The 23,712-nt window shown below is 37.3% G+C and carries 19 protein-coding genes and 2 pseudogenes; 1 reads left to right on the top strand and 20 read right to left on the bottom strand.

The window, feature by feature from the left end:
• Positions 1-3 precede the first annotated feature (3 nt).
• The 16 genes and pseudogenes from infB to JCM14932_RS05860 form a co-directional block, all read right to left on the bottom strand.
• Positions 4-2,921, bottom strand: a pseudogene (gene infB, locus JCM14932_RS14680) (translation initiation factor IF-2).
• A 13-nt stretch (positions 2,922-2,934) separates the two neighbouring features.
• Entirely contained in the window at positions 2,935-3,234 is a 300-nt protein-coding gene (locus tag JCM14932_RS05930; RefSeq protein ID WP_025024081.1) for a L7Ae/L30e/S12e/Gadd45 family ribosomal protein, read from the bottom strand.
• On the bottom strand, positions 3,231-3,539 hold the full coding sequence (rnpM, locus tag JCM14932_RS05925) for an RNase P modulator RnpM (RefSeq protein WP_025024080.1): 309 nt from the start codon (positions 3,537-3,539) through the stop codon (positions 3,231-3,233). The genes JCM14932_RS05930 and rnpM overlap by 4 nt, the downstream gene beginning before the upstream one ends.
• A gap of 13 nt (positions 3,540-3,552) precedes the next feature.
• Positions 3,553-4,704 (bottom strand): transcription termination factor NusA, encoded by a 1,152-nt coding sequence (gene nusA / locus JCM14932_RS05920; protein WP_025024079.1) that lies wholly within the window; start codon positions 4,702-4,704, stop codon positions 3,553-3,555.
• 33 nt (positions 4,705-4,737) lie between these two features.
• Positions 4,738-5,205 carry a ribosome maturation factor RimP gene (rimP, locus tag JCM14932_RS05915; RefSeq protein ID WP_025024078.1) on the bottom strand — a complete coding sequence of 156 codons (468 nt, stop codon included), beginning with the start codon at positions 5,203-5,205 and terminating at the stop codon, positions 4,738-4,740.
• A gap of 124 nt (positions 5,206-5,329) precedes the next feature.
• Entirely contained in the window at positions 5,330-9,628 is a 4,299-nt protein-coding gene (locus JCM14932_RS05910) for a PolC-type DNA polymerase III (protein WP_025024077.1), read from the bottom strand.
• 39 nt (positions 9,629-9,667) lie between these two features.
• Positions 9,668-11,374, bottom strand: coding sequence for a proline--tRNA ligase (locus JCM14932_RS05905; RefSeq protein WP_025024076.1), 1,707 nt, complete (start codon positions 11,372-11,374; stop codon positions 9,668-9,670).
• Positions 11,375-11,386: 12 nt separating this feature from the next.
• Positions 11,387-12,655 carry an RIP metalloprotease RseP gene (rseP, locus tag JCM14932_RS05900; protein ID WP_025024075.1) on the bottom strand — a complete coding sequence of 423 codons (1,269 nt, stop codon included), beginning with the start codon at positions 12,653-12,655 and terminating at the stop codon, positions 11,387-11,389.
• Between the two features lie 19 nt (positions 12,656-12,674).
• A complete protein-coding gene (locus JCM14932_RS05895; RefSeq protein WP_025024074.1) occupies positions 12,675-13,469 on the bottom strand; it encodes a phosphatidate cytidylyltransferase in 795 nt (264 codons plus the stop codon).
• Positions 13,470-13,483: 14 nt separating this feature from the next.
• A complete protein-coding gene (uppS, locus tag JCM14932_RS05890) occupies positions 13,484-14,227 on the bottom strand; it encodes an undecaprenyl pyrophosphate synthase (RefSeq protein WP_025024073.1) in 744 nt (247 codons plus the stop codon).
• Between the two features lie 18 nt (positions 14,228-14,245).
• The gene (gene frr, locus JCM14932_RS05885; protein ID WP_025024072.1) at positions 14,246-14,806 is read right to left on the bottom strand and encodes a ribosome recycling factor; all 561 of its coding nucleotides are present in this window, start codon (positions 14,804-14,806) and stop codon (positions 14,246-14,248) included.
• Positions 14,799-15,530 carry a UMP kinase gene (gene pyrH / locus JCM14932_RS05880; protein ID WP_034542697.1) on the bottom strand — a complete coding sequence of 244 codons (732 nt, stop codon included), beginning with the start codon at positions 15,528-15,530 and terminating at the stop codon, positions 14,799-14,801. The genes frr and pyrH overlap by 8 nt, the downstream gene beginning before the upstream one ends.
• Before the next feature lie 169 nt (positions 15,531-15,699).
• Positions 15,700-16,575, bottom strand: a complete 876-nt coding sequence (tsf, locus tag JCM14932_RS05875) for a translation elongation factor Ts (RefSeq protein WP_025024070.1) — start codon at positions 16,573-16,575, stop codon at positions 15,700-15,702.
• Positions 16,576-16,642: 67 nt separating this feature from the next.
• Positions 16,643-17,431 carry a 30S ribosomal protein S2 gene (rpsB, locus tag JCM14932_RS05870; protein ID WP_025024069.1) on the bottom strand — a complete coding sequence of 263 codons (789 nt, stop codon included), beginning with the start codon at positions 17,429-17,431 and terminating at the stop codon, positions 16,643-16,645.
• Between the two features lie 123 nt (positions 17,432-17,554).
• On the bottom strand, positions 17,555-17,839 hold the full coding sequence (locus JCM14932_RS05865; RefSeq protein ID WP_025024068.1) for a GIY-YIG nuclease family protein: 285 nt from the start codon (positions 17,837-17,839) through the stop codon (positions 17,555-17,557).
• Entirely contained in the window at positions 17,829-18,554 is a 726-nt protein-coding gene (locus JCM14932_RS05860; RefSeq protein ID WP_025024067.1) for a tRNA1(Val) (adenine(37)-N6)-methyltransferase, read from the bottom strand. Before JCM14932_RS05860 ends, JCM14932_RS05865 begins: the two co-directional genes overlap by 11 nt.
• A 61-nt stretch (positions 18,555-18,615) precedes the next feature.
• On the opposite strand from JCM14932_RS05860, the gene JCM14932_RS05855 reads away from it, so the two are divergent.
• On the top strand, positions 18,616-19,242 hold the full coding sequence (locus tag JCM14932_RS05855) for a lysophospholipid acyltransferase family protein (RefSeq protein WP_025024066.1): 627 nt from the start codon (positions 18,616-18,618) through the stop codon (positions 19,240-19,242).
• A gap of 68 nt (positions 19,243-19,310) precedes the next feature.
• On the opposite strand, the gene purD is transcribed toward JCM14932_RS05855, so the two are convergent.
• The 4 genes and pseudogenes from purD to purM form a co-directional block, all read right to left on the bottom strand.
• On the bottom strand, positions 19,311-20,564 hold the full coding sequence (purD, locus tag JCM14932_RS05850) for a phosphoribosylamine--glycine ligase (RefSeq protein ID WP_025024065.1): 1,254 nt from the start codon (positions 20,562-20,564) through the stop codon (positions 19,311-19,313).
• Between the two features lie 10 nt (positions 20,565-20,574).
• Entirely contained in the window at positions 20,575-22,113 is a 1,539-nt protein-coding gene (gene purH / locus JCM14932_RS05845) for a bifunctional phosphoribosylaminoimidazolecarboxamide formyltransferase/IMP cyclohydrolase (RefSeq protein ID WP_025024064.1), read from the bottom strand.
• Positions 22,094-22,692 (bottom strand): annotated as a pseudogene (gene purN, locus JCM14932_RS17550) (phosphoribosylglycinamide formyltransferase). Before purN ends, purH begins: the two are co-directional and overlap by 20 nt.
• Positions 22,689-23,711: a phosphoribosylformylglycinamidine cyclo-ligase gene (gene purM, locus JCM14932_RS05835; RefSeq protein ID WP_034542692.1), complete on the bottom strand. Its 1,023-nt coding sequence runs from the start codon at positions 23,709-23,711 to the stop codon at positions 22,689-22,691. The pseudogene purN and the gene purM overlap by 4 nt, the downstream one beginning before the upstream one ends.
• Position 23,712 lies beyond the last annotated feature (1 nt).

The raw sequence follows: 23,712 nt of genomic DNA, 5'->3' as shown, positions 1-23,712 counted from the left end.
CTCCTATTTGACTGGAACTTCTTCCATCACATAGCTTCAACTTCGTCGCCAATCTTGATGTCATTGTAGTTTTCGATTGTGATACCACATTCGAATCCTGACTTAACTTCTTTGACGTCGTCCTTGAAACGTTTAAGTGAGGCAAGTTTACCTTCATAGACAACAATACCGTCTCTGATCAAACGAACTCCACTTTCACGAGTGATGCTACCAGTATTTACGATACATCCGGCAATGGTACCGATCTTAGAAACATTATATGTTTCACGAACAGTAAGGTTACCTGTGATCTTCTCTTCATAAACTGGTTCAAGCATACCCTTCATAGCGGCTTCAATTTCATCAATAGCCTTATAGATAACTCTGTGTAGACGGATATCAACATTTTCATCTTTGGCTTGGACACGAGCTTGAGCTGTTGGACGTACATTAAATCCGATAATGATGGCATTACTTGCGGCAGCAAGGTTAACATCACTTTCAGTAATGGCACCAACGGCAGAGTGAATAATATTGACACGAACACCTTCAACCTCGATCTTCTTCAAACTTCCGGCAATGGCTTCAGCAGAACCTTGTACATCGGCTTTGATAATTACATCAACAGTCTTAAGTTCTCCCTCTTTCATTGTTTCGAATAAGTTATCAAGAGTTACAGGGTTAGTGTTTTGACGTTCGATTTGAAGAGCACGACTAGCACGTTCTTCACCGGCTGCACGAGCTGTCTTCTCATCATCGAAGACAACGAACTTGTCAGCTGATTCAGGAACATCATTCAAACCAGTAACCTCAATTGGTTGAGAAGGCAATGCCTTCTTAACTTCTTTACCGTTATAGTTTGTCATTGTTCTAACACGACCATAAGTATTACCAACAACGATTGGATCTCCAACGTGAAGTGTACCTTGTTGTACCAATAGTGATGCAACGGGTCCACGACCCTTATCAAGCTTGGCTTCGATAACAGTACCGACAGCCTTTTGCTTAGGATTTGCTTTCAATTCCATAACATCAGCTTGTAGAAGAACCATTTCTAGCAATTGATCAATGTTTGTTCCGACTTTAGCAGAAATATTAACAAAGATAGTATCCCCACCATAATCTTCAGGAACAAGTTCATATTCCATCAATTGTTCGATAACGTGTTGTGGATTTGCACCTGGTTTATCAATCTTGTTAACAGCAACGATGATTGGATCGTTAGCAGCCTTAGCATGATTGATAGCTTCGATAGTCTGTGGCATAACACCATCATCAGCGGCTACAACTAGGATAACGATATCAGTAATATCAGCACCACGAGCACGCATATTTGTAAAGGCAGCGTGTCCTGGAGTATCAAGGAATGTGATCAAACGATCGTTCAATCTTACTTGATAAGCACCGATATGTTGAGTAATACCACCAGCTTCACCAGCTGTAACGTGAGTATGTCTCAAGTGATCAAGCAATGTTGTCTTACCATGATCAACGTGTCCCATGATAGTAACAACTGGAGGACGTGGTACCAAGTTCTCTTTGTTAGTTGATTCAGCAGTGAAGTATTGGTCGATATCAGCAATATCTTCTTGGACCTTTTCTTCAGCGTTAATGCCGTAATCAGTTGCTAACAACTCGATCGCGTCTTTATCCAATGATTGGTTTTGGTTGATCATAATACCAAGCATGAATAACTTCTTAACGATCTCAGCTGGTTCACGGTGAATCAACTTACCAATATCTTGAGCGTTCATACCAACTGTGTAGTTAAGTGTTTCTGGCAATGGACGATCTTTTCTTTGTGGCATTGGCTTCTTTGGTTCAGTTCTTTGACGTTGTTGTCTCTTTCTTTCCTTCTTCTTCTTACGAGTTCCGAAAGGATTTGCCAAATTTTGCTTGTGGCCAAAGTCACGATTGTTAGTTGGCTTGCTCTTCTTGTATTCTGGCTTAGGAACTTCAACACTTGCAGGTGATACATTTGCTCTTGTGTTCTCCTTGGCCTTGTTATCTGAAGCTACCGGTCTTCTATTGTTATTATTGTTGGTATTATTATTTCTGTTGTTACTGTTATTGCTATTGTTATTATTGAAACGATTGTTATTAGGACGGTTGTTATTATTGCTTGAAGTGTTGTTATTACGGTTTCCGTTATTATGGTTATTATTGCGGTTATCGTTTGAACGACTGGCATTGTTACCATTACGGTTATTATGGTTGTTAGTTCTAGGACGGTTAGTTGAACGACTTGCTTCTTGGATATTTGTCTTAAATTGTTCTAGATACTTGTTACCAGCACTTTGTCTAGGTCTTGGTGCTTGCGCTGTTTGTGGACGGTCACGTCTAACACTGCCATTGTTACGACGATCACGATTTTGAGAATTATTACGATTGCCATTGCGATTGTTTGAATTGTTACGGTTATCGTTTGGACGGTTATTCCCATTATTATTTACAGTACGGTTTCCGTTACTATTGCTGTTATTATTACTTCTATTATTTGTATTAGAAGTATTATTACGGTTACCATTCTGGTTATTATTATTATTTCCACGGTAATTACTGTGTCCGTTACCATTACCGTTATTGCGGTTATGGTCATAGTGACCCTTATTCTTGTTAGGGTCTCTTCTTACAGCAGTAATCTTGATCTTTGTCTTGTGATCACCACTTTGTTGGTGGTTCTCACTTGTCTTTTCTTTTGAAGCATTGTTTGATGTATTATTTGAAGTTGCTTTAGCAGCAGGTCTTGCGGCTGGTTTTTGAACTGACTTAGCAGCTGGTTTACCACCCTTAAGATTACCCACAATCTTCTTTTCACTTGTTTCATCAACTGATGACATGTGATTTTTTACATCGATACCTAATTTGGCAGCAGCATCTAACACAACCTGGTTGTCGACACTATTTTCTTTTGCAATAGTATAAATTCGTTTTTTGGCCATCCTATCACTCTCCTTAATTTTCCATAATTTCAATTAACCTTCTAGCAATTCCAAGATCCGTAATACCGATAACTTTTCTATCCTTACCGATTGCATCTTTTAGTTCTTGACTAGTGAAATTATCGATCAACGTTACATCGTAAGAATTTGTCTTATTCGTCAGATCCTTCTTAGTCCGATTACTACAATCACTTGCCATTATTACTAATTTAACACTTTGGTTTCTAATTCCTTGCAGGGTTAACTCTGTACCACTAATCATTTTTCCGGCACGTAAAGCTATACCTAAAAAATCTAAAAATGACTTTTTCAATGTTTCTTACCTAAATCTCCGAATAGGTCCATTCGAGCCTTTTGATGATCAACAAAGTCAAACAGTTCATCATAAAATTCATCTGGAACTGCATGTGAAAAAACCTTCTCCAAAGTTTTCTTTGACTTGGCTTCTTTCACGGCTTCTGGATCTAGCCCGACATAAGCACCACGTCCAGACTTCTTACCAGTTGGGTCAATAGAAATGTTGCCTTCTTTGTCTCTCACAATTCTAACTAGTTCTCTTTTAGGGAACATCTTGTTAGTTAGAACATCTTTTCTCATGGGTATCTTACGCGTTGCCAAACCCATCACCCCCTTATTCTTTTGAATCAGTATCTGATTCGGTTTCTGTATCAGTATCTGAACTTGAATCAGAGTCTAACTTCTTGTCAATATCATCGATATCTACATCTTGGTCGTTATCGTCGACAAATTCAACTTGTGATTCGGGTTTGATATCAATTTTATAGCCTGTTAACTTAGCAGCTAATCTTGCATTTTGACCTTTTTTACCAATTGCTAGTGATAAATGATAATCAGGAACAATTACAATACATTGTTTCTTATCAGTGTCATCAAATTGTACAGCAATAACTTCTGCTGGATTCAATGCATTAGCAATGAAGTCAATTGGATCGTCAACGTAAGGTACGACGTCAATATTTTCACCATTTAGTTCATCAACAACAGCTTGAACACGTGAACCCTTAGGTCCAACACAAGTACCAACTGGGTCAATATCAGGATTATCTGACTTAACAGCAATCTTAGTTCTGTCTCCAGCTTCACGAGCAATTGAGACGATTTCTACTGTTCCATCATATATTTCTGGAACTTCTTGTTCAAATAATCTCTTGACCAAACCTGGATCTGTTCTTGATACGAACACTTGAGGTCCCTTTGTAGCATTTTCAACTTTTGTAACATATACACGAATTCTGTCACGTGAATTATAAGTTTCACCTGGCATTTGATCAGACTTCGACATAACTGCCTCAATCTTACCAAAGTTGATGTATACAAATCTACTATCACTACGTTCAACTATACCTTGAATGATTTCATGCTCATATTGGCTATACTCATTATAGATGATATCACGTTCAGCTTCACGAACACGTTGCATAATTACTTGCTTAGCTGTTTGAGCAGCAATTCTACCAAAATCCTTTGGTGTTACCTCTTCACGAACATGGTCACCTAGTTCATAACCCTTGCTCTTCTTCAAAGCATCCTCAAGTGAGATCTCCAAACGTTCATCAACGACTTCGTCAACAACTTCTTTAACTGCATAAACATGTATATTACCCTTTTTTTGGTCAAATTCAACCTCAACGTTTTGAGCTTGGTTGTAGTTACGTTTGTATGCTGCAACTAAAGCTGCTTCGAGTGATTCAATAACATATTCTTTTTTGATACCTTTTTCAGTTTCCAACGCATCAAGTGCGTCAACCATTTCTTTACTCATGCTATTCTCCTTAAATGAGTTCTTAGATACTATCTAGAATTCAATTGCGAGTCGAATCTTAGCAATCTTATCACGATCGATAACAATTGTTTTTTTAAGATTCTTCACTTTTATTATTAAAGTTATTTGTGAATCAGTTACTTCGGTCATTTTACCTTCAAAAATCTTGTCACCGTCTTGCTTTTGGTATAACGAAACATTCACATATGCGTCTTCATAATTAGAAAGGCTCTCGTCATTTTCCAATGGACGCTCCGCACCTGGCGAAGAAACCTCTAAGTAATAAGCAGGGTCGATAGGATCTAATTCATCTAATCGTTCACCATACTCTTCACTGATAACAGCACAATCATCAATACTGATGCCGCCCTTCTTATCAGCATATACTCGCAAATACCAATCTCCACGTTCATGAACAAGTTCTAAATCAACAAGAAAGAAATCATGCTTATCTAAAACTGGTTGTAAGATGGCTTTTAATTCATCAATTTTTGTATTCAAAAATAATCCTCCAAAGTAATCGGCAATAAAAAGAGTGAGCATCTCTGCTCACTCATTAATCAATAATTAACTAGTAGTTAATTTAACATATCTTAACAATTAAATCAACCTTCAACGCTTGACACTAAAAGAGTGAGAGTTGATTCTCATCTGGCATACCGTCCAAAACATGATTATCGGTCATGTATTCAATGATAGTTTTGGATACTTTACCACGTGTTGACAGGTCTTCCTTAGATAGGAAAGGTTGTTCCTCACGTGCAGCAACTATTTGCTTAGCAACGTTGTCACCAAGGCCTGGAATGGCATTAAATGGTGCCAGTAAAGTTTTATCATCGATGATTTTGAACTCAAATGCATCTGACTTATCAAGGTCAACCATCTTGATCTTGAAGCCTCTCTCTAAACATTCATTGGCAAGTTCCAAAACTGTCAATAAATTTTTTTCTTTTGTGGAAGCATCCATACCTTTATCGTTGATTTCTTTCATTGCATTCTTGACAGCATCTTTACCAGTTGTCATTGAAACAAGATCAAAATCATCAGCACGGACTGAGAAGTAAGCACTGTAATAGTATAGCGGATAATGAACTTTGAAGTAAGCAATACGCAACGCCATCAGAATATATGCTGTGGCATGAGCCTTAGGGAACATATACTTGATCTTCAAACATGACTTGATATACCAATCAGGCACATCAGCATCCTTCATATCCTGTTGCCATTCGTCTGGAATACCGCGTCCTTTACGAACATGTTCCATGATTTGGAAGGCCGTCTGTGATTTCATACCCCAGTGGATCAAATCCATCATGATATTATCACGACAACCGATAACTTCCTTCAGAGTAACCACACCATCATCAATTAATTCTTCAGCATTACCTAACCAAACATCAGTCCCATGTGATAATCCTGAGATCTGTAGCAATTCAGCAAATGTCGTTGGATGTGTCTTCTCTAGCATCCCCCGAACGAATCTTGTTCCGAATTCAGGAACACCAAGCGTACCAGTCTTAGAAAAAATCTGCTCAGGTGTAACGCCAAGTGATTCGGTACCCCTGAACAACTCCATGACTTCCGGATCATCAACTGGAATAGTCAATGGATCAATACCCGACAAATCTTGTAAAGTACGAATCATCGTTGGATCATCATGTCCAAGGATATCAAGTTTTAGAATATTATCATGAATTGAATGGAAATCAAAATGGGTCGTCTTCCATGCTGCATTTTGATCATCAGCTGGATATTGAATCGGTGTGAAATCAAAAATATCCATGTAATCAGGAACAACAATGATACCAGCCGGATGTTGTCCAGTGGTTCTCTTAACACCAGTCGAACCCATGGCCAAACGTTCCTCTTCAGCATTACGCAACTGTTGCCCAGTTAATTCTTCATAATTCTTAACATATCCAAACGCCGTTCTATCAGCAATTGTACCAATAGTACCAGCTCGGAACACGTGATCTTCACCAAACAATACCTTAGTGTAATTGTGCGCTACCGGTTGGTAATCACCGGAGAAATTCAAATCAATATCAGGAACCTTATCACCCTTAAAACCTAAGAAGGTTTCGAATGGAATATCCTGTCCATCCTTCTTCAATTCAGTTCCACACTTAGGACAATTCTTATCTGGCAAATCAAATCCTGAACCAACTTCACCTTTGGTAAAGAACTCTGAATACTTACACTTAGGACAACGATAGTGTGGAGCCAGCGGATTAACCTCGGTAATACCAGTCATCGTCGCAACGAAACTAGAACCAACGGAGCCACGGGACCCAACCAAATATCCATCCTTATTAGACTTATAAACTAGTCGTTGAGAAATCAAATAAATAACAGAGAATCCATTACCGATAATACTCTTGAGTTCTTTGTCCATACGTTCTTGAACGATTGCCGGTAAGTTTTCACCATACAATTCATGTGCCTTATTCATAGTTAAACTACGAATTTCATCCTCGGCACCCTCCATTTTAGGAGTATAGAGCTTATCTTTAACGGGAGAAATCTCATCGATCATATCCATTATTTTCTTTGGATTATCAACAATGATCTCTTGCTCAGTATCTTGATCAAGGAAGTCAAACTCATCAAACATTTCATTAGTGGTTCTAAATTGCACATCTGGCAAAGTTTGACGAGCCAAAATATTACTCTTAACCGCCTTGATGACTATTTCGCGATAAATTTTATCATGTGGATCTAAGTAATGGACATCTCCAGTCGCAACAACTGGCTTGTTGATCTCCTTACCCAACTTAACGATATTTTTCAATATTTCTTCTAATCCAGCTTCATCTTTAATCAACTTTGCATCAAGTAAATGTTGATAGACAGGCTTAGGCATAACTTCGAGATAATCATAATATTGAGCAACTTCTCGAGTATCCTCATACCCCTTTTGCATCATAGTATTGAAGACTTCTCCATCCTTGCAGGCAGAACCCACGAGGATACCTTCACGATACTTATTCAACAAGCGTCTGGGAACACGAGCTGTTCGATAATAATATTGTGTCATCGCATACGAAACGATCTTGAACATATTCTTAAGTCCAGCTTGAGTCTGAGCTATCAAAATAGCATGACTTGGACGAGCTTGTTTGTATGCTTCTTCACCACCAACGTGATCATTCAATTGTAATACATTAGTGATTTGAAATTTATCTTCCATCTCATCAAACAACTTATACATCAAATAACCAGTTGTCTCGGCATCAGCATTGGCACGGTGATGGTGTTCTAGAACAATATTGTATCGCTTGGCCAGTGAATCCAACTTGTGATTACGATACTCCGAATGCAGTGTACGTGACATTTCTAGTGTATCGATTACAGGAACTGACACACGAGCATGCCCCATTCGCGTCAACGCAGAATTAATGAAACCAATATCAAAAGTTACGTTATGACCGGCAAGAATATCATCACCGACGAAATCAATAAACTTCTGAATAATTACGGCTTCATCAGGAGCATCCTTAACCATATCGTCTGTGATACTAGTCAAACTAGTTGTGAATTCTGACAATGGATGATGTGGATTAATGAACTCATCGAATGAATCAACAACCTCTCCATCTTTCATCTTCGTGGCCGCAAGTTCGATGATACTGTCATAAACAGCCGAAAGACCCGTCGTCTCGACGTCAAAGATGACATATTCAGCAGGATTCAATTTTTCATCCCTTAAATTATAAGCAATCGGATTGCCTTCATCGACCAAATCAACTTCAACACCGTAACCAATCTTTACACCATACTTTTGACCAGCACTATAAGCCTCCGGGAAAGCTTGAAGTGCACGGTGATCAGTAATAGCAATTGCTGGCTGACCCCATTCACTAGCACGTTTGATCAAGTCGGTTGCACTAGGAATAGCATCCATCTGACTCATATTAGTGTGTGCATGTAATTCAATCCGCTTATTGTTATCATCAGCAGTATCTTTACGTCCTGCATGCTTGATCACCATAATATCATTGGCCATAATTGACAACTCACGTGAAAAATTATCTTCCTGCACACTACCACGTGCACGGATCCAAGCACCACTGTCCAAATTATCAAAGAAGGCTTCATCGTCTTCTCCATTAGAAAACTTCTTGACGCTGAATGAAGAAGTATAATCAGTTACCTTCAATAGCAATAATGATCGACCAGACTTTAACTTCTTAACATCCTTATTGAAGATATGTCCTTCAATGACCTTGTTACGATCTTCTTCAGTAATATCGACCATTTGTGTAATTTCAGCATCGTCAGGAATCTTGCGACCTATTTTAACTACATTACCAGCCGGCTTCTTAGCTCGTTTTTGGCTGACCTCTTGAGCTTGAGCCTGAAAATGTTTGGTCTCTTCAAGCTTGGCAGCTTCAAGTGCCTGTGCCTTCTCTTGTCCCTTAGCTTCATCCACATCAACACGTATCTTGAATGGTGGAAATCCCAGTGAAGTATACGCATCTTGCAAACTAGCAGTTAATTTTCCATCCATAAAATCAGCGATGAAACCGTTAGAAACTGTCAAGAAAACTTGACCATTTTCAAGCTTTGGTGGATGTTGACTCATAAGTTGCGAAACAACCGGTGATCTTTCCTCACAGTTTTCTAGTACATAATTCCAATAATCGCGAATATGTTTTTCGTCTAACTGTGTATTAGCTGCATTGATATTAAAATCAACGGTTGCGATTCCATCAAAGCTATCTTTTAATGAACTAACAAAAATTTGGAAGTCCTCAAAAGGAAGCACATCATCAAAATCAAAATAAAATGTCCAACGACGTGATTTCTTATGCACCTCTAGTTTGTCTAATTTTGCTGTATCAAATAATTTATCTGACTCCAATAAATTATCTAGTTTTATTTGTTTAATTAAAATTTTAAAAAGTTGACTTTTATCAGACATAACTTACCCTTCAAAAAATAAAAAAAGGCTTAAGCCTCATTACTGATTCTTAAGCAATATTTTTACTGAATTTACTAATTCATCTTTACTTACTTCAATTGTTTCGCCAGTACTTCTGATCTTCAATTCAACGATATTATCAGCAGCCTTCTTACCAACTGTGATTCTGATTGGCATACCCATCAAATCTGAATCGGCAAATTTAACGCCAGGACGTTCTTTACGATCATCTAATAAGACATCATAGCCCTCATCTTGTAGTAATTGCACGATCTCATCACTAAGTTTGCCTTGAACATCGTTATTGTACTTAATTGGAACAACGTGAACTTGATATGGTGCCAAAGCTACTGGCCAAATAATACCATTCTCATCATTATGTTGTTCAATAATAGCTGACAATAGACGTGAGATACCAATTCCGTAACATCCCATGATCAATGGATTTGATTTACCATTTTCATCTAGGAAGTTAGCACCAAGTGCCTTAGAGAACTTAGTACCAAGTTTGAAGATGTGACCAATTTCGATACCACGAGTAAATTTAATATTACCGTGACCATCAGGTGACATTTCGCCCTCTTTAACAACACGGAAGTCTCTAAATGTTGGTTCTTCATCTGTAATATCTTCAAAGTTTGCATTGATCAAGTGTTTGTCAGCTTGGTTAGGACCAACGACAAAGTTTGTCAATCCTTCAAGTGAGCTATCGTACAATACTTGAACATCTTCAGCAATGCCCTTAGGACCAATGAATCCTGGTACGCTCTTAAATACATTTTGAACTTCTTCAGCTGTAGCTTCTTTTAAGAAGTCTGCACCTAAGTAATTCTTCAACTTAACATCATTAACTTCATAGTCTCCACGAATCATAACTAATACAGGCTTCTCGTCAGCAATATATGCAACAGCCTTCATAATTGTTGAAGTTTCAACTTTTAGAAGTGATGCTAAAGCATCAATTGTATGTACATCCGGTGTATCAACTAGTTCAGATTCTTTGTGTTCTGCTTGGGGATTGTCTGGCAACTTACTTGCTGCCATCTCCAAGTTAGCAGAATAATCACTTTCGTCTGAATAAGCAATAGTATCTTCACCAATCTCAGCAATGGCTGAGAATTCCTTGGAGTCAGTACCACCCATGGCACCAGCATCACCAATGATAGAACGGTAGTTCAAGCCACAAATATCAAAAATATTGCGATAAGCCTGTTCCATTTGATTGAAGATAACATCCAGTTGATCTTTGTCAGCGGTAAATGAATATGCGTCATACATATTGAACTCTCTACCACGTAATAAACCATAGCGAGGACGGTCTTCATCACGATACTTCATTTGCATTTGATATAGAATTAGAGGAAGTTTTTTATAACTATTCAAACTTTCTTTTACAACACTAGTAAAGGTTTCTTCATGAGTTGGTCCGAGAATAAATTCTCTATCGTGACGATCATTGACCTTGAATAAGGTTTGACCATATGTGTCATAACGACCACTCTCTTTCCATAGATCCGCAGGAATAATGGCTGGCATGCGCATTTCAGCAGCATCCATCTTGTCATTTTCCTTACGAATAATGTCTTCGATTTTACGAATTACTGACCAAGCTAGTGGTAAGTAACTGTAAATACCAGCAGAAACTTGTCTTACATAGCCGGCTCTCAACATCAACTGATGACTAATTGCCTCAGCATCTGAAGGAGTTTGCTTTAATGTTGGAATATACAGTCTTGATTGTTTCAAATTTTTATCCCCCTATTTTATGAAAAAGCGTTGGATATCATTCCAAGTTACAGCTACCATCAGTAATACCAAAATGCCGACCCCAATAAGTGTAATGACATTTTCATATTCTTCTGGAAGTGGTTTTCTTCTAATTGCTTCAATAATATTAAGTAAAATCTTTCCACCATCCAAAGCTGGAATAGGAATCAAATTGACGATACCTAAGTTCATTGACAGCATCGACATAAATAATATTATACTCAACAATCCTTGTGACGACACTTGTGACGTCATCGAATAAATACCAACAGGTCCAGACAACTGATTAATACTGAAACCACCAGTTACCATTTTCCCTAATACATGTAGAATCTGCACAGTTGTTTGCCAGCTGTACGTAAATCCATATTTTATTTTAGCCGAAAAACTATAGTCTCGTTTTGGCATTATGCCGATTTGACCATATTTTTGACCCGATGATTTAATTGTTTTCGGAGTTAATGTAACATTAGAAACTTTATTTCCTGATTTAATCTTAAAAGTAGTCTTCTTGCCTGGATAATTTTGAATAGTCGTTGACAGACTCGTCCAATCGTTAGTCTTATGACCACCGACTGCAAGAATTCTATCATTAGCCTTCAATCCAGCTTGTGCAGCAACACTACCACTTTGAATTTGACCCAGTTGATTACTATTATCGATCACACCATTCATCATGAAGGCGGCAATAATAGCACAAACAATTGCCAAGATAAAGTTGTTGAACGGTCCGGCAAAATTAGTGATCATTCGCTTCCAAACAGATACTGATTGAAGTTGAACATCTCTCGGTGCTATTTGCACTTCAGTGCCATCTTCTTCAACGATAGTAGCATCGTGGTCTACTGAATATGTTTTGATAGCTGTTTCATCACCATTTTCATATCCTTCGATCGTCAGTGCATCTACCAAATCTGCTTTGGATATTTGAACTGGAACACCATTAGCATCATATACTTTACTTGAAGTAATGATTTTCCTAACTTTTTGTTCGTCATTCAAAACCAAAGAGGCCATAGTACCAGGTTGTATCTCAGAATCGTCCTCTTGTGCTCCGGCCATTCTGACATATCCACCTAGTGGCAATAGTCTCAATGTGTACGTCGTACTATTTTTTCGATATGCAAAAAGTTTGGGACCCATTCCGACTGAAAACTCTCGAACCAAAATTCCAGATTTTTTTGCAGCATAGTAATGTCCAAATTCATGAACAATTACCAATATTCCAAAAACAATAATAAATGTAATTATCGCGGTCATTTTTACCTCCACGAATCGCCTATACTAGGCCAAAAATATGTAGCAAAGGTAAGACAATTAACATACTGTCAAATCTGTCCAAAATTCCACCATGACCAGGTAGAATATTTCCAGAATCTTTTACCTTGTAGTATCTCTTATATGCTGATTCAATCAAATCACCCATTTGTCCGAATACGGATAGAACAAATGCAATCAATAACATTGATATCATTGAATATTGTTGTGGTACAAAGTACATGTAAATACCTGAAAGGACCAACGCTGATACAACACCACCAATGGTACCTTCCCAAGTCTTATTAGGACTTATAGCAGGCCACAACTTGTGCTTACCGATCTTACGTCCAAATGTATATGCAAAGATATCAGTTGACCAAACAACGATCAATGCAAACATCAATAGTCCTAAACCACCATCAGAGTTTCTAACTGAAGCAAGATAATGGAATCCTGTACCAATATAGATCATCGATACAACTGAAACACCAACATCCTCAAAGTTAAACTTGTTCTTCGATAACACTGTGATTATCAATAACAAGACGGCAAAAACGTAAAATACGTCCAGTCGTGTAAAACTGTCAGGCAACCATCCCTTGTAAAAGTTCATCGGAACAGCAACTGCCAATGTTCCTAATACTGTGATCACAAAATCCATTGAAACAATGATTCGTTTTCGCATAATATAAATTTCAAATATACCTACAACTGCCAATGCTGCTGCAGCAATTTCAAGCCAAATTCCACCCGCAAGTAGGATTGGTATGAAGATTGCTAAAGCAATAACAGCCGTGATTACACGTTGTCTCATAATCTTCCCCCAAATTAAATCGCACCAAATCGACGATCTCGGTCGTTAAAAATTTTGATATCTTCAACCAAATTATCTTTTGTAAAATCAGGCCAGTAGGTCTTATCAAAGACCATTTCTGAATAGGCTAATTGCCACAACAAGAAGTTAGAAATACGTTCTTCACCACTTGTTCTGATTAACAAATCAGGATCAGCTAAACTTCCCAAAGGACTAGTTAATAGCTGATCCGCAAATAGTTTATCATCAATGTCGTCTGGACTAATTGAACCATTAACTGCTTCTTTTGCCAAATTTTTTGCCGCATTGACGATTTCTGCACGGCCACCATAATTGAACGCAAAGTTCAATACCATACCAGTATTGTCCTTGGTGTCATCCATTGCTTTAAAAACAACTTTTTTGGTTTTTTCTGGCAAATGCTCAGTGAATCCAGTAACTAAAACTTTAATATTTTCTTTAATTAAGTCTGGCATAAATGTTCCAAAGAAATCTACTGGGAGACGCATCAGAAAACTGACTTCTTTACTAGGTCTACTCCAGTTTTCCGTAGAAAAGGCGTAAAGGCTCAACACCTTAACGCCCATATGACTAGCTGCCGTGGCAATACGTTTGACATTATTCATGCCTTCTTTATGACCTGCAATACGAGGTTGACCACTGCGCTTAGCCCATCTACCATTACCATCCATAATGATAGCTATATGCTCTGGAACTCTTAACTCAGAACTTAATTCACTATTATTAATTTCTGTCATAAACCATCACTCCGAAGGTTACCCTTCAGTGATTTCCTTTTCTTTATCTGCTGCGATTTTATTAATATCTGCAACTGCTTTATCAGTAACCTTTTGAATTTGATCTTCTAAATCATGTAAATCATCTTCGGTGATCTCGCTCTTCTTCTCTTGCTTCTTAATATCATCCATTGCGTCACGTCTAACGTTACGAACAGCGATACGAGTTTCTTCAGCTTCTTTACCAACTTGCTTAGCAATTTCCTTACGGCGTTCACCAGTAAGTTGTGGGATAACCAATCTAATTACGTCACCGTCATTAGCAGGGTTCAAACCAAGATCAGATGAGTTGATTGAGTGTTCGATAGCATCCAATGATGACTTGTCATAAGGCGAAATCAATAAGACACGTGCTTCAGGGATATTGATTGAAGCAACTTGATTCAATGGAACCTCTGTACCATAGTATTCTACTTTAATATTGTTAAGGATCGAAGCGTTAGCTTTTCCGGCACGAATATTAGCCAATTCTTTTCTCAATACATCGATAGATTTGGACATGTTCTCTTGAGCTTTTGAAACTGCGTTATTTTCAGTCATTACTACCACCCTTTATGATTGTTCCAATGTTTTCGCCTTGGACAACCTTTTTAATATTTTCTGGTTCATTTAAATTGAACACGATCAATGGAATATTATTATCCATTGACAATGATGAAGCAGTTGAGTCCATTACGCCTAAGTTCTTATTAATGATATCAAGTTGAGTCAACTCGTCATACTTCTTAGCATTTGGATCTTTCTTAGGATCTGCTGAATAAACACCGTCAACGTTATTCTTAGCCATTAAGATAACGTCGGCTTCGATTTCTGCAGCACGCAATACGGAAGTAGTATCTGTTGAGAAGTATGGATTACCAGTACCACCAGCAAAAATAACTACACGTCCCTTTTCAAGGTGTCTAACAGCCTTTCTTCTGATATAAGGCTCTGCAACTTGTCTCATTTCGATTGAAGTCTGTACACGTGTTGGTACATCCAATTGTTCCAAACCGTCTTGTAAGGCCAAACCATTCATAACTGTGGCCATCATACCCATATAGTCTGCTTGGGCACGATCCATTCCCATTTCAGCACCTGTTTCACCACGCCAGATGTTACCACCACCACAGACAATGGCTACTTGAACTCCAAGTTCATGGACACTTTTAATTTGTTCAGCGATTTTTTTGATGACTGGAGGGTTGATTCCAAATCCCTTTTCTCCAGCTAAAGCTTCACCGGAAACTTTTAATATAATTCTTTTATACTTGATATCAGGCATAAGTACTCTCCTTTAATTTTGCTACTAAACATTTTAACATAATCAATTACAGTAGATTGAATTAATAGCTAATTTTACGCAAAAATTGACCGAAATATATCCTATATACAAGAAAAGACCGTTTAATTCATATGAATTAAGCGATCCCCTCTATAAAATTACAAATTAATTACTTGATTTGGTTCATAACTTCGTCAACAAAGTTATCTTGAGCCTTTTCGATACCTTCGCCGACTTCAAAACGAACGTAAGATACTAATGAACTCTTCTTTGATTCAACATATTGTTGAACAGTCATATCTGAATCCTTAACAAACTCTTGATCAGCCAAACTAATTTCTGACAAGTACTTGTTTAGACGGCCTTCAACGATTCTTGGAATGATCTTTTCAGGCTTACCTTCAGCTTTTGTTTCTTCAGTAAATACTTTCTTTTCATGTTCCAAAACATCAGCAGGAACAGCATCACGATTCAAGTATGTTGGGTTGATAGCAGCAACATGCATAGCAACATCTTTAGCAGCTTCTTCATCAGAACCGTTAAGAAGTGTAAGTGCAGCAATCAATCCACCATTGTGTAGATATGAACCGAATACTTGGTCATCAGTCTTATCAACGATTTGGAAACGTCTCAAAGTGATTTTTTCACCAATAACAGCTGTCAAACCAGTGATAGCGTCGTTGATTGTTTCGTCACCGGCTTTAAGTGCCAATGCTTCGTCCATTGTCTTTGGTTCATTTTCAACAAGTGCTTTACCAATCTTAGCAACAAGATTCTTGAACTTGTCATTTGATGAAACAAAGTCAGTTTCTGAGTTTACTTCGTAGATAGCAGCTTTGTTACCAGAAATAACGATTTCTGCTAGACCTTCAGCAGCAATACGGCTGTTCTTCTTGGCAGCCTTAGCAATACCCTTTTCACGAAGTTCGTCGATAGCTTTTTGCATATCACCATCAGCAGCAACCAATGCCTTTTTAGCATCCATCATACCAACGCTTGTCTTATCACGTAATTCTTTAACTTGAGCAGCAGTAATTTTAGCCATGAATATCCTCCAGTCGTATAAATAAAGCCATCTTGCTCAGATGACTCTATCTATAACTATTATCTTTTTATTTTTCTGCGTTACCATTATCAGACGATTCAGCAACATCTTCGATTGATTTGTCAGATGAAGCATTATCATTTTTAGCAAAATCATCAGCAGCAACTGATTCTTCACCTTGTTTACCTTCAACGATAGCATCAGCCATCTTAGAAACAATTAGGCGAACGGCACGGATAGCATCATCGTTTGATGGGATGATAACATCGATGTCATCTGGATCAGTATTTGTATCAACCATAGCTACGATAGGAATGTTAAGTTTCTTAGCTTCGTTAACAGCAATGTTTTCCTTGTGAGGGTCAACGATGAACATAACATCAGGGATTCTTGGCATATCTTCGATACCACCAAGGAACTTCTCTAACTTAGCTTGTTGTTTTGTAAGCAAAGCAACTTCTTTCTTAGGAAGACGTTCGAAAGTACCGTCTTCTGCCATTGCTTTGATATCCTTTAATCTCTTAATACGTTTTTGAATTGTGTTCCAGTTAGTCAAAGTACCACCTAACCAACGGTGGTTAACGTAGTATTGACCAGCACGTGTAGCTTCTTCTTCAATAGCATCTTGTGCTTGTTTCTTTGTACCAACGAATAAGAAGATACCATCATCACCGGCAACAGCCTTCATATAGTTGTAGGCATCGTCGATCATGCGAACTGTTTTTTGTAAATCAATGATGTAAATACCATTTCTTTGTGTAAAGATAAATGGTTTCATCTTAGGGTTCCAACGTCTTGTTTGGTGTCCAAAATGTACACCGGCTTCAAGTAGTTGTTTCATAGAAATAACTGACATAAAAAATTCCTCCTGGTTTTTACCTCCACTTAAGTCGTGTTCAGTTGACACGCCGTAGCGCACCAACAACTGAATCGTTAAGTGTGTGTATTCAATACAAGAAAATATTATAGTGGAATCTACTCACGAAATCAAGAAATCTCGCCAATTAATTCCTTTACTCTGCAAAAAGTGTTCTTTTTTTTTGCGGCTAAACTTTTTTAATTCAATTTCTCGTTTTAATGCATCAGACTTAGTATGCTGATCTTCGTGATATAACAACTTTACTGGGCGACGTGTCTTGGTATACTTAGCACCCTTACCCGCATTATGAGTTGCTACCCTCTTTGATACATCATTACTGGTACCAATGTAAAATGTTTTGTCTGCACATAATAGTATGTAAACAAAATAACCGTCATTCTCCATCAATTATCCTTTTACCCTCCGTACTCAAATTATCACCATCATACATTATCAAATCCGGTTCCACTCTCAAAGAAGCGGACTTCACAGTTTTGATTACATCGACCAAAACCAAGTTGGCATCATCGTTGGCATGTGACCTAACAAACCTTATTCTTTTCGCTTGCAGAAGATTCTGAGACATCCCTGCAAATAGGTCACTTAATCGATCAGGACGATACACAATGTATGCATGAGCGTTTTCCTTCAATAGAACCTTGATCGTATATAATACTTCGTTAATATTTGTTTTGAGCTCATGCCTAGCAATTGCTAAAACTTGATTATCCTTGATCAAAGTTGTTTGCTTTGAAGTAAAATATGGTGGATTGCAAACTAACATATCAATAGAATCATGCATTATATGATCTTGAATATTCTTAATATCAGTATTGATTACTTCGACCTGGTTTTCTAATCCATTTTCACTAACACTTTTTTCAGCAAGTCGAGACAACTGTTCTTGAAGTTCAACCAAGTAGATCTGTGCTTTGGTTTTTGATGCCAGACTTAATCCAATTGCACCATTACCGGCACACAAATCAACAATTTTGCCTTTTTTTACGGTTTTTGCAAAATTATAAAGTAAAATAGTATCTAGATTAAACGAATATAATTCCTTATCCTGGAAAATTTTAATTCCACTATTTGAAATTATATCCTGAGAAAGATTAGACATGTTACACCTGCTTTGTGGTATTTTATTAAAGTAAAAATTATTTTAGGGAGAATGATAATTTATGTTTTATAAATTCATCCGTGTTATTGCCAGAGGTATCGTCTTCTTGTTAAATGGACGATTTGAGATCGACGGTAAAGAAAACATACCTGACAAACCATTTATCATCGTTGCACCGCACAGAAATTGGTGGGAACCAATTTTCTTTGCTTTAGCAATTGCACCTAAAGAAGCAACGTTTATGGCAAAAATAGAGCTATTCAAAAATCCGATTTTAAGATATATCTTAGTCCATGCCCATGCTTTTCCTGTAGATCGCAAGCATCCCGGACCTTCAGTAATTAAAACACCTGTTAAAGCACTCAAGAAAAAAGGACAAGTACTAATTATGTTTCCTTCTGGAACTAGATATTCCGAGGACTTAAAAGGTGGCGCATCATTAATCGCTAAACTATCGAAAGCACCACTAGTGCCTTTTGTTTACCAAGGGCCATTGAAATTCTCTGGACTACTAAAGCATCAAAAAATAACTATCGGCGTTGGCCCTGAAATCGACTTTGATTTTAAAGCTAAACTTGACGAAACACAAACAAAGCAAGTCAACAAGGATATGGAATTAGCATGGGATGCCATCGATGAAAAGATCGATCCTAATTTCAAATACATTCCACCTGTAAAAAATAAATAACCTTATAATTATAAACAAAAAAATCGGCAATTGTGAACGTGAAAGTTCATAATTGCCGATTTTTTGTTTTAGATTGAATTATTACCAATATCTTTACGATAAAATATATTCTCTTGTTTCAATTTTTGCATATCTTGATAAATCCTATTTTGAGCATCAACTAAATCATCAGCATGTGTTTTAACAACGAATAATCTACCGCCATCAGAACAAAGTGAATCTCCATTAAGTTTAACGCCTGCATAATTTATTTCACAATTCAAATTTTCAAATGAACCAACCGTTCCTAAATCTGCATTCTTAATAGGTGAATCGGGATAACCACTAACCGATGCAAATACACCTAAATCGACACCAGACGTTTCCCAATTAATTTCAGGATTATCATCATTCAAAATTGAGAAAATGACATGCCCCAAATTATTCTTGAGACGTGGCAAAACAACCTCTGTTTCAGGATCACCAAACCTAACATTGAATTCAATTACCTTGATTCCCTTATTAGTCAAAATTAATCCTGCATACAAAACACCCGTGTACTTGATGTGATCTTCAGTTAAGGTCTCAATAAAAGGTTTAAGTACCTTATTTACCGCTCGATCATAAGTAGCTTGTGAAATGTTACTAACGGGGCAAATGGCACCCATTCCACCAGTATTAGGCCCTTTGTCGTCGTCTTTTAATTTCTTATAATCTTGTGCAGCGGGCATAGGATAGAACTTGCCATTATTAACGAACGCCATTAGTGAAAACTCTTCACCGTCTAGATACTCTTCAATAACAATTTTACTAGTTTCAAACTTATGTCCATTCAATAGGCCGTCCACTACTTGAACTGCTTCATCAACATTTTCAACAATATAAACACCCTTACCAGCCGCAAGACCATCGGCCTTGATTACAACTGGATATTCAGATAAATGTTTCAAATACTTCTCTGCAGCTTTGAAATCACTAAATTCAGAATATTCAGCCGTGGGTACATTAGCTAATTTCAAAAGTGATTTTGTAAATGCCTTCGAACCTTCAATCTGAGCGGCTCTCTTATTGGGGCCAAAAATTCTTAAACCATGTGCCTCAAAAAAATCAACTATTCCATTTACTAGCGGTGCTTCAGGTCCAACAATCGTATATGCAATGTTTTCTTTAATGGCAAAGTTTACCAAACCATCAAAATCATCTTCGTCTATTTTGGCAATATTGATACCTGATAACTTCATACCGTCGTTTCCTGGCGCACAAAATATTTTATTGCTTTCTGACGAGAGTGCATCACATATAGCGTGTTCACGAGCGCCAGACCCAATTACAAGTATTTTCATATTTTACCTCTTAATGTCTAAAGTGACGTCTGCCTGTACAGATCATTGCAATGCCATATTTATTTGCCATATCGATCGAATCTTGATCATGGATCGAACCACCAGGCTGAATAATTGCTGTTACGCCATGTTCTGCAGCATATTGGACACAGTCATCCATTGGGAAGAAGGCATCTGATGCCATAACTAGTGGTGTATGTGTATCACCAGTTTCCTCTTGTTCAATAGCAATTTTAACTGATCCAATACGATTCATTTGTCCAGCACCAACACCAAGTGTCTTATCAGTTGTGGAAATGATAATTGCATTACTCTTAACGTGTTTAACAACTTTTTGTCCAAATAATAAAGCTTTGACTTCTTCGTCAGTTGGTTGTTTATCTGTTACAACTTCAAAATCATCGGTGCTGTCGACTGTAGTATCACGTTCTTGAACTAATAATCCACCCATAACTGAAACGTACTCGTACTTATCAGCATTCTTAGCTTCAGTAAAATCAACCGTCAACAATCTGATATTTTTCTTTGATTCAAGAATCTCTAACGCTTCAGCAGTAAAACTAGGAGCAATAACTATTTCTAGGAAAATTTTATGCAACTCTTCAGCAACTTCTGCTGTGACTTCCCGGTTAAAGGCAATGATTCCTCCGAAAATAGAAATCTTATCGGCACTATATGCCTTCTGCCATGCTTTGTAGATACATTCGTCATCAACACCAACGCCACAAGGATTCATATGTTTGAGCGCCGCTACACATGGTTGATCAAAATCGGCAACAATTCTCAATGCCGCATCAGCGTCTTTGATATTATTGAAAGATAATTCCTTACCATGAAGTTGAACTGCAGAGGCAACGGAATACTTAGTTGGTAATGAACTCTTGTAAAAAGCTGCTTTTTGATGAGAATTTTCGCCATATCGTAGTGATTGTTCAAAGTCATAAGACAATGTTTCAACATCAGGAAATTCTTCGCCGTTAAGGTTTGATAAATATCCAGCAATGATACTGTCGTATTGAGCTGTATGTCTAAATGCTTTGGCTGCCAATCTTTGTCTTAAATCCAAGTTATCTTGATCATCTAAATGTTCGATAACAACTTGATAATCTTGTTGATCTACAACTACAAATACGCTCTTGTAATTCTTTGAGGCTGATCTGATCATTGACGGGCCACCAATGTCGATTTGTTCAATAGCTTGATCAAGTGTTACATCAGGCTTAGAAATTGTTTCTTTAAATGGATATAAATTAACACAAACTAAATCAATCGTATCAATGTTTAACTTCTTTAAGGTTTCCATGTGCTCTGGATTATCCCTTTTAGCCAACAAACCAGCATGTACTTTGGGATGCAGTGTCTTAACACGTCCATCCAAGATTTCTGGAAAACCAGTTACTTCATCGATTTCAATTACGGAAACGTTATTCTCTTGCAATTTTTTATATGTTCCACCTGTTGAAATGATTTCATATCCCTTTTCAATCAAGCTCTGAGCAAATTCAACAACTCCAGTTTTATCTGAAACACTAATCAATGCCTTTTTCAAAATTAACGTTCTCGCTTTCTTTTTTTATTAAATCAAGAATTACTTTGATGTACATTTCATGTTCTTTAGTGTGGATTCGTTCTTCCAATGTTTCTACATTATCTGTTTTTAAAATTGGAATATATTTTTGACAAATAATTGGTCCCGTATCAACATTCTCGTCAATATAATGAATCGTTACTCCGGTTTCTGTATCGCCCGAATCAAATGCACGTTGTATTGCATCTAACCCTGAAAACTTAGGTAATAACGAGGGATGAATATTAATGATTCTATTTCTATATTCATTCAAAAGTCACTGGTCACCACTCGCATGTAACCTGCTAAAAAAATATACTCAACTTCAAAAGGTACTAGCTTATCAACGATGGTACGTTCATATTCTTTTCTATTAGGAAAATTTTTAAGCTCATTAACAAACACTGGAATATTTAGATTTTTTGCCTTTTGTATTACTGGTGCATTGGGCTGATCACAAACCAAAACTTCTATATCTAATCCTGCCTCTTGCAATTCAGTAGAGTTAGCAATTGCGTCAAAATTAGTACCATTACCTGAAGCAAAGATGGCTACTCTCATGCATCCACCCCCGTTAGTTCAATACTATTCTTAACTCTGTTAGTCACTTTACCGATATTCCACGCTTGTAACTTAGACTTATTTAATTCTGACAACACATGTGATTCTTCTTTAGGATCAACTGCTAAAACCATTCCCAGTCCCATGTTAAAGACATGATACATATCTTCTGACTTGATTGATCCATACTTTTGAACTGCCATAAATATTTCGTTTTTCACCCAACTATCAGTATCAATCACAGCTGAAAGATCATTTGGCAACATTCTTGGAATATTTTCATAGAATCCACCACCAGTTATGTGAGCAATTCCATGTATTTTTTTATCATCCAATAATGGTAGAACATCTTTAACATATATCTTAGTAGGTTCTAGTAGATAATCCCCAAGTGAACCATTTGGCAATTCAGACAATTTAGTATCCATGTTAAAGTCATGATCTTTAAAGAAAATCTTTCTGATCAATGAATACCCATTCGAGTGTAATCCGCTAGATGAAATCCCAATTAAAACATCGTCTTTCTTTACGTTTGCTTTATTAAGGACATTATCCTTTTCACAAATTCCGACAGAAAAACCAGCAATATCATAACTTGTTTCAGAGTAAACATCTGGCATTTCGGCAGTTTCTCCGCCAATCAAGTCGGCACCTGCTTGACGGCATCCCTCAATCACTCCTGTTAATATCTTTTCAACTTTATCATCAACCTTACCAGTTGAAATATAATCCAAAAAATATACTGGCTTGGCCCCTTGTGCAAGAATATCGTTGACACACATTGCGACACAATCTATTCCGATAGTGTCAAGTTTCCCATTTTCCGTTAATAGTAACTTAGTTCCTACTCCATCATTACTAGAAATCAAGACAGGCTTTTTATAGCCATCCGGAATCTCATACATTCCACCGAAACTACCGATATTGGATTTTTTATCTGCAGTTTTTTGCTTAACAAATTTGGAAATCTTATAACCTGACTCAACATTTACCCCTGCATCTTCGTAAGGATTCGTCATT

It is taken from the genome of Companilactobacillus nodensis DSM 19682 = JCM 14932 = NBRC 107160 (genome assembly GCF_000615905.1).
In the GTDB taxonomy this organism is placed as follows: Bacteria; Bacillota; Bacilli; order Lactobacillales; family Lactobacillaceae; genus Companilactobacillus; species Companilactobacillus nodensis.
Note: the sequence above shows the minus strand (reverse complement) of the source record. Positions and strands in the feature narration are given on the sequence as shown.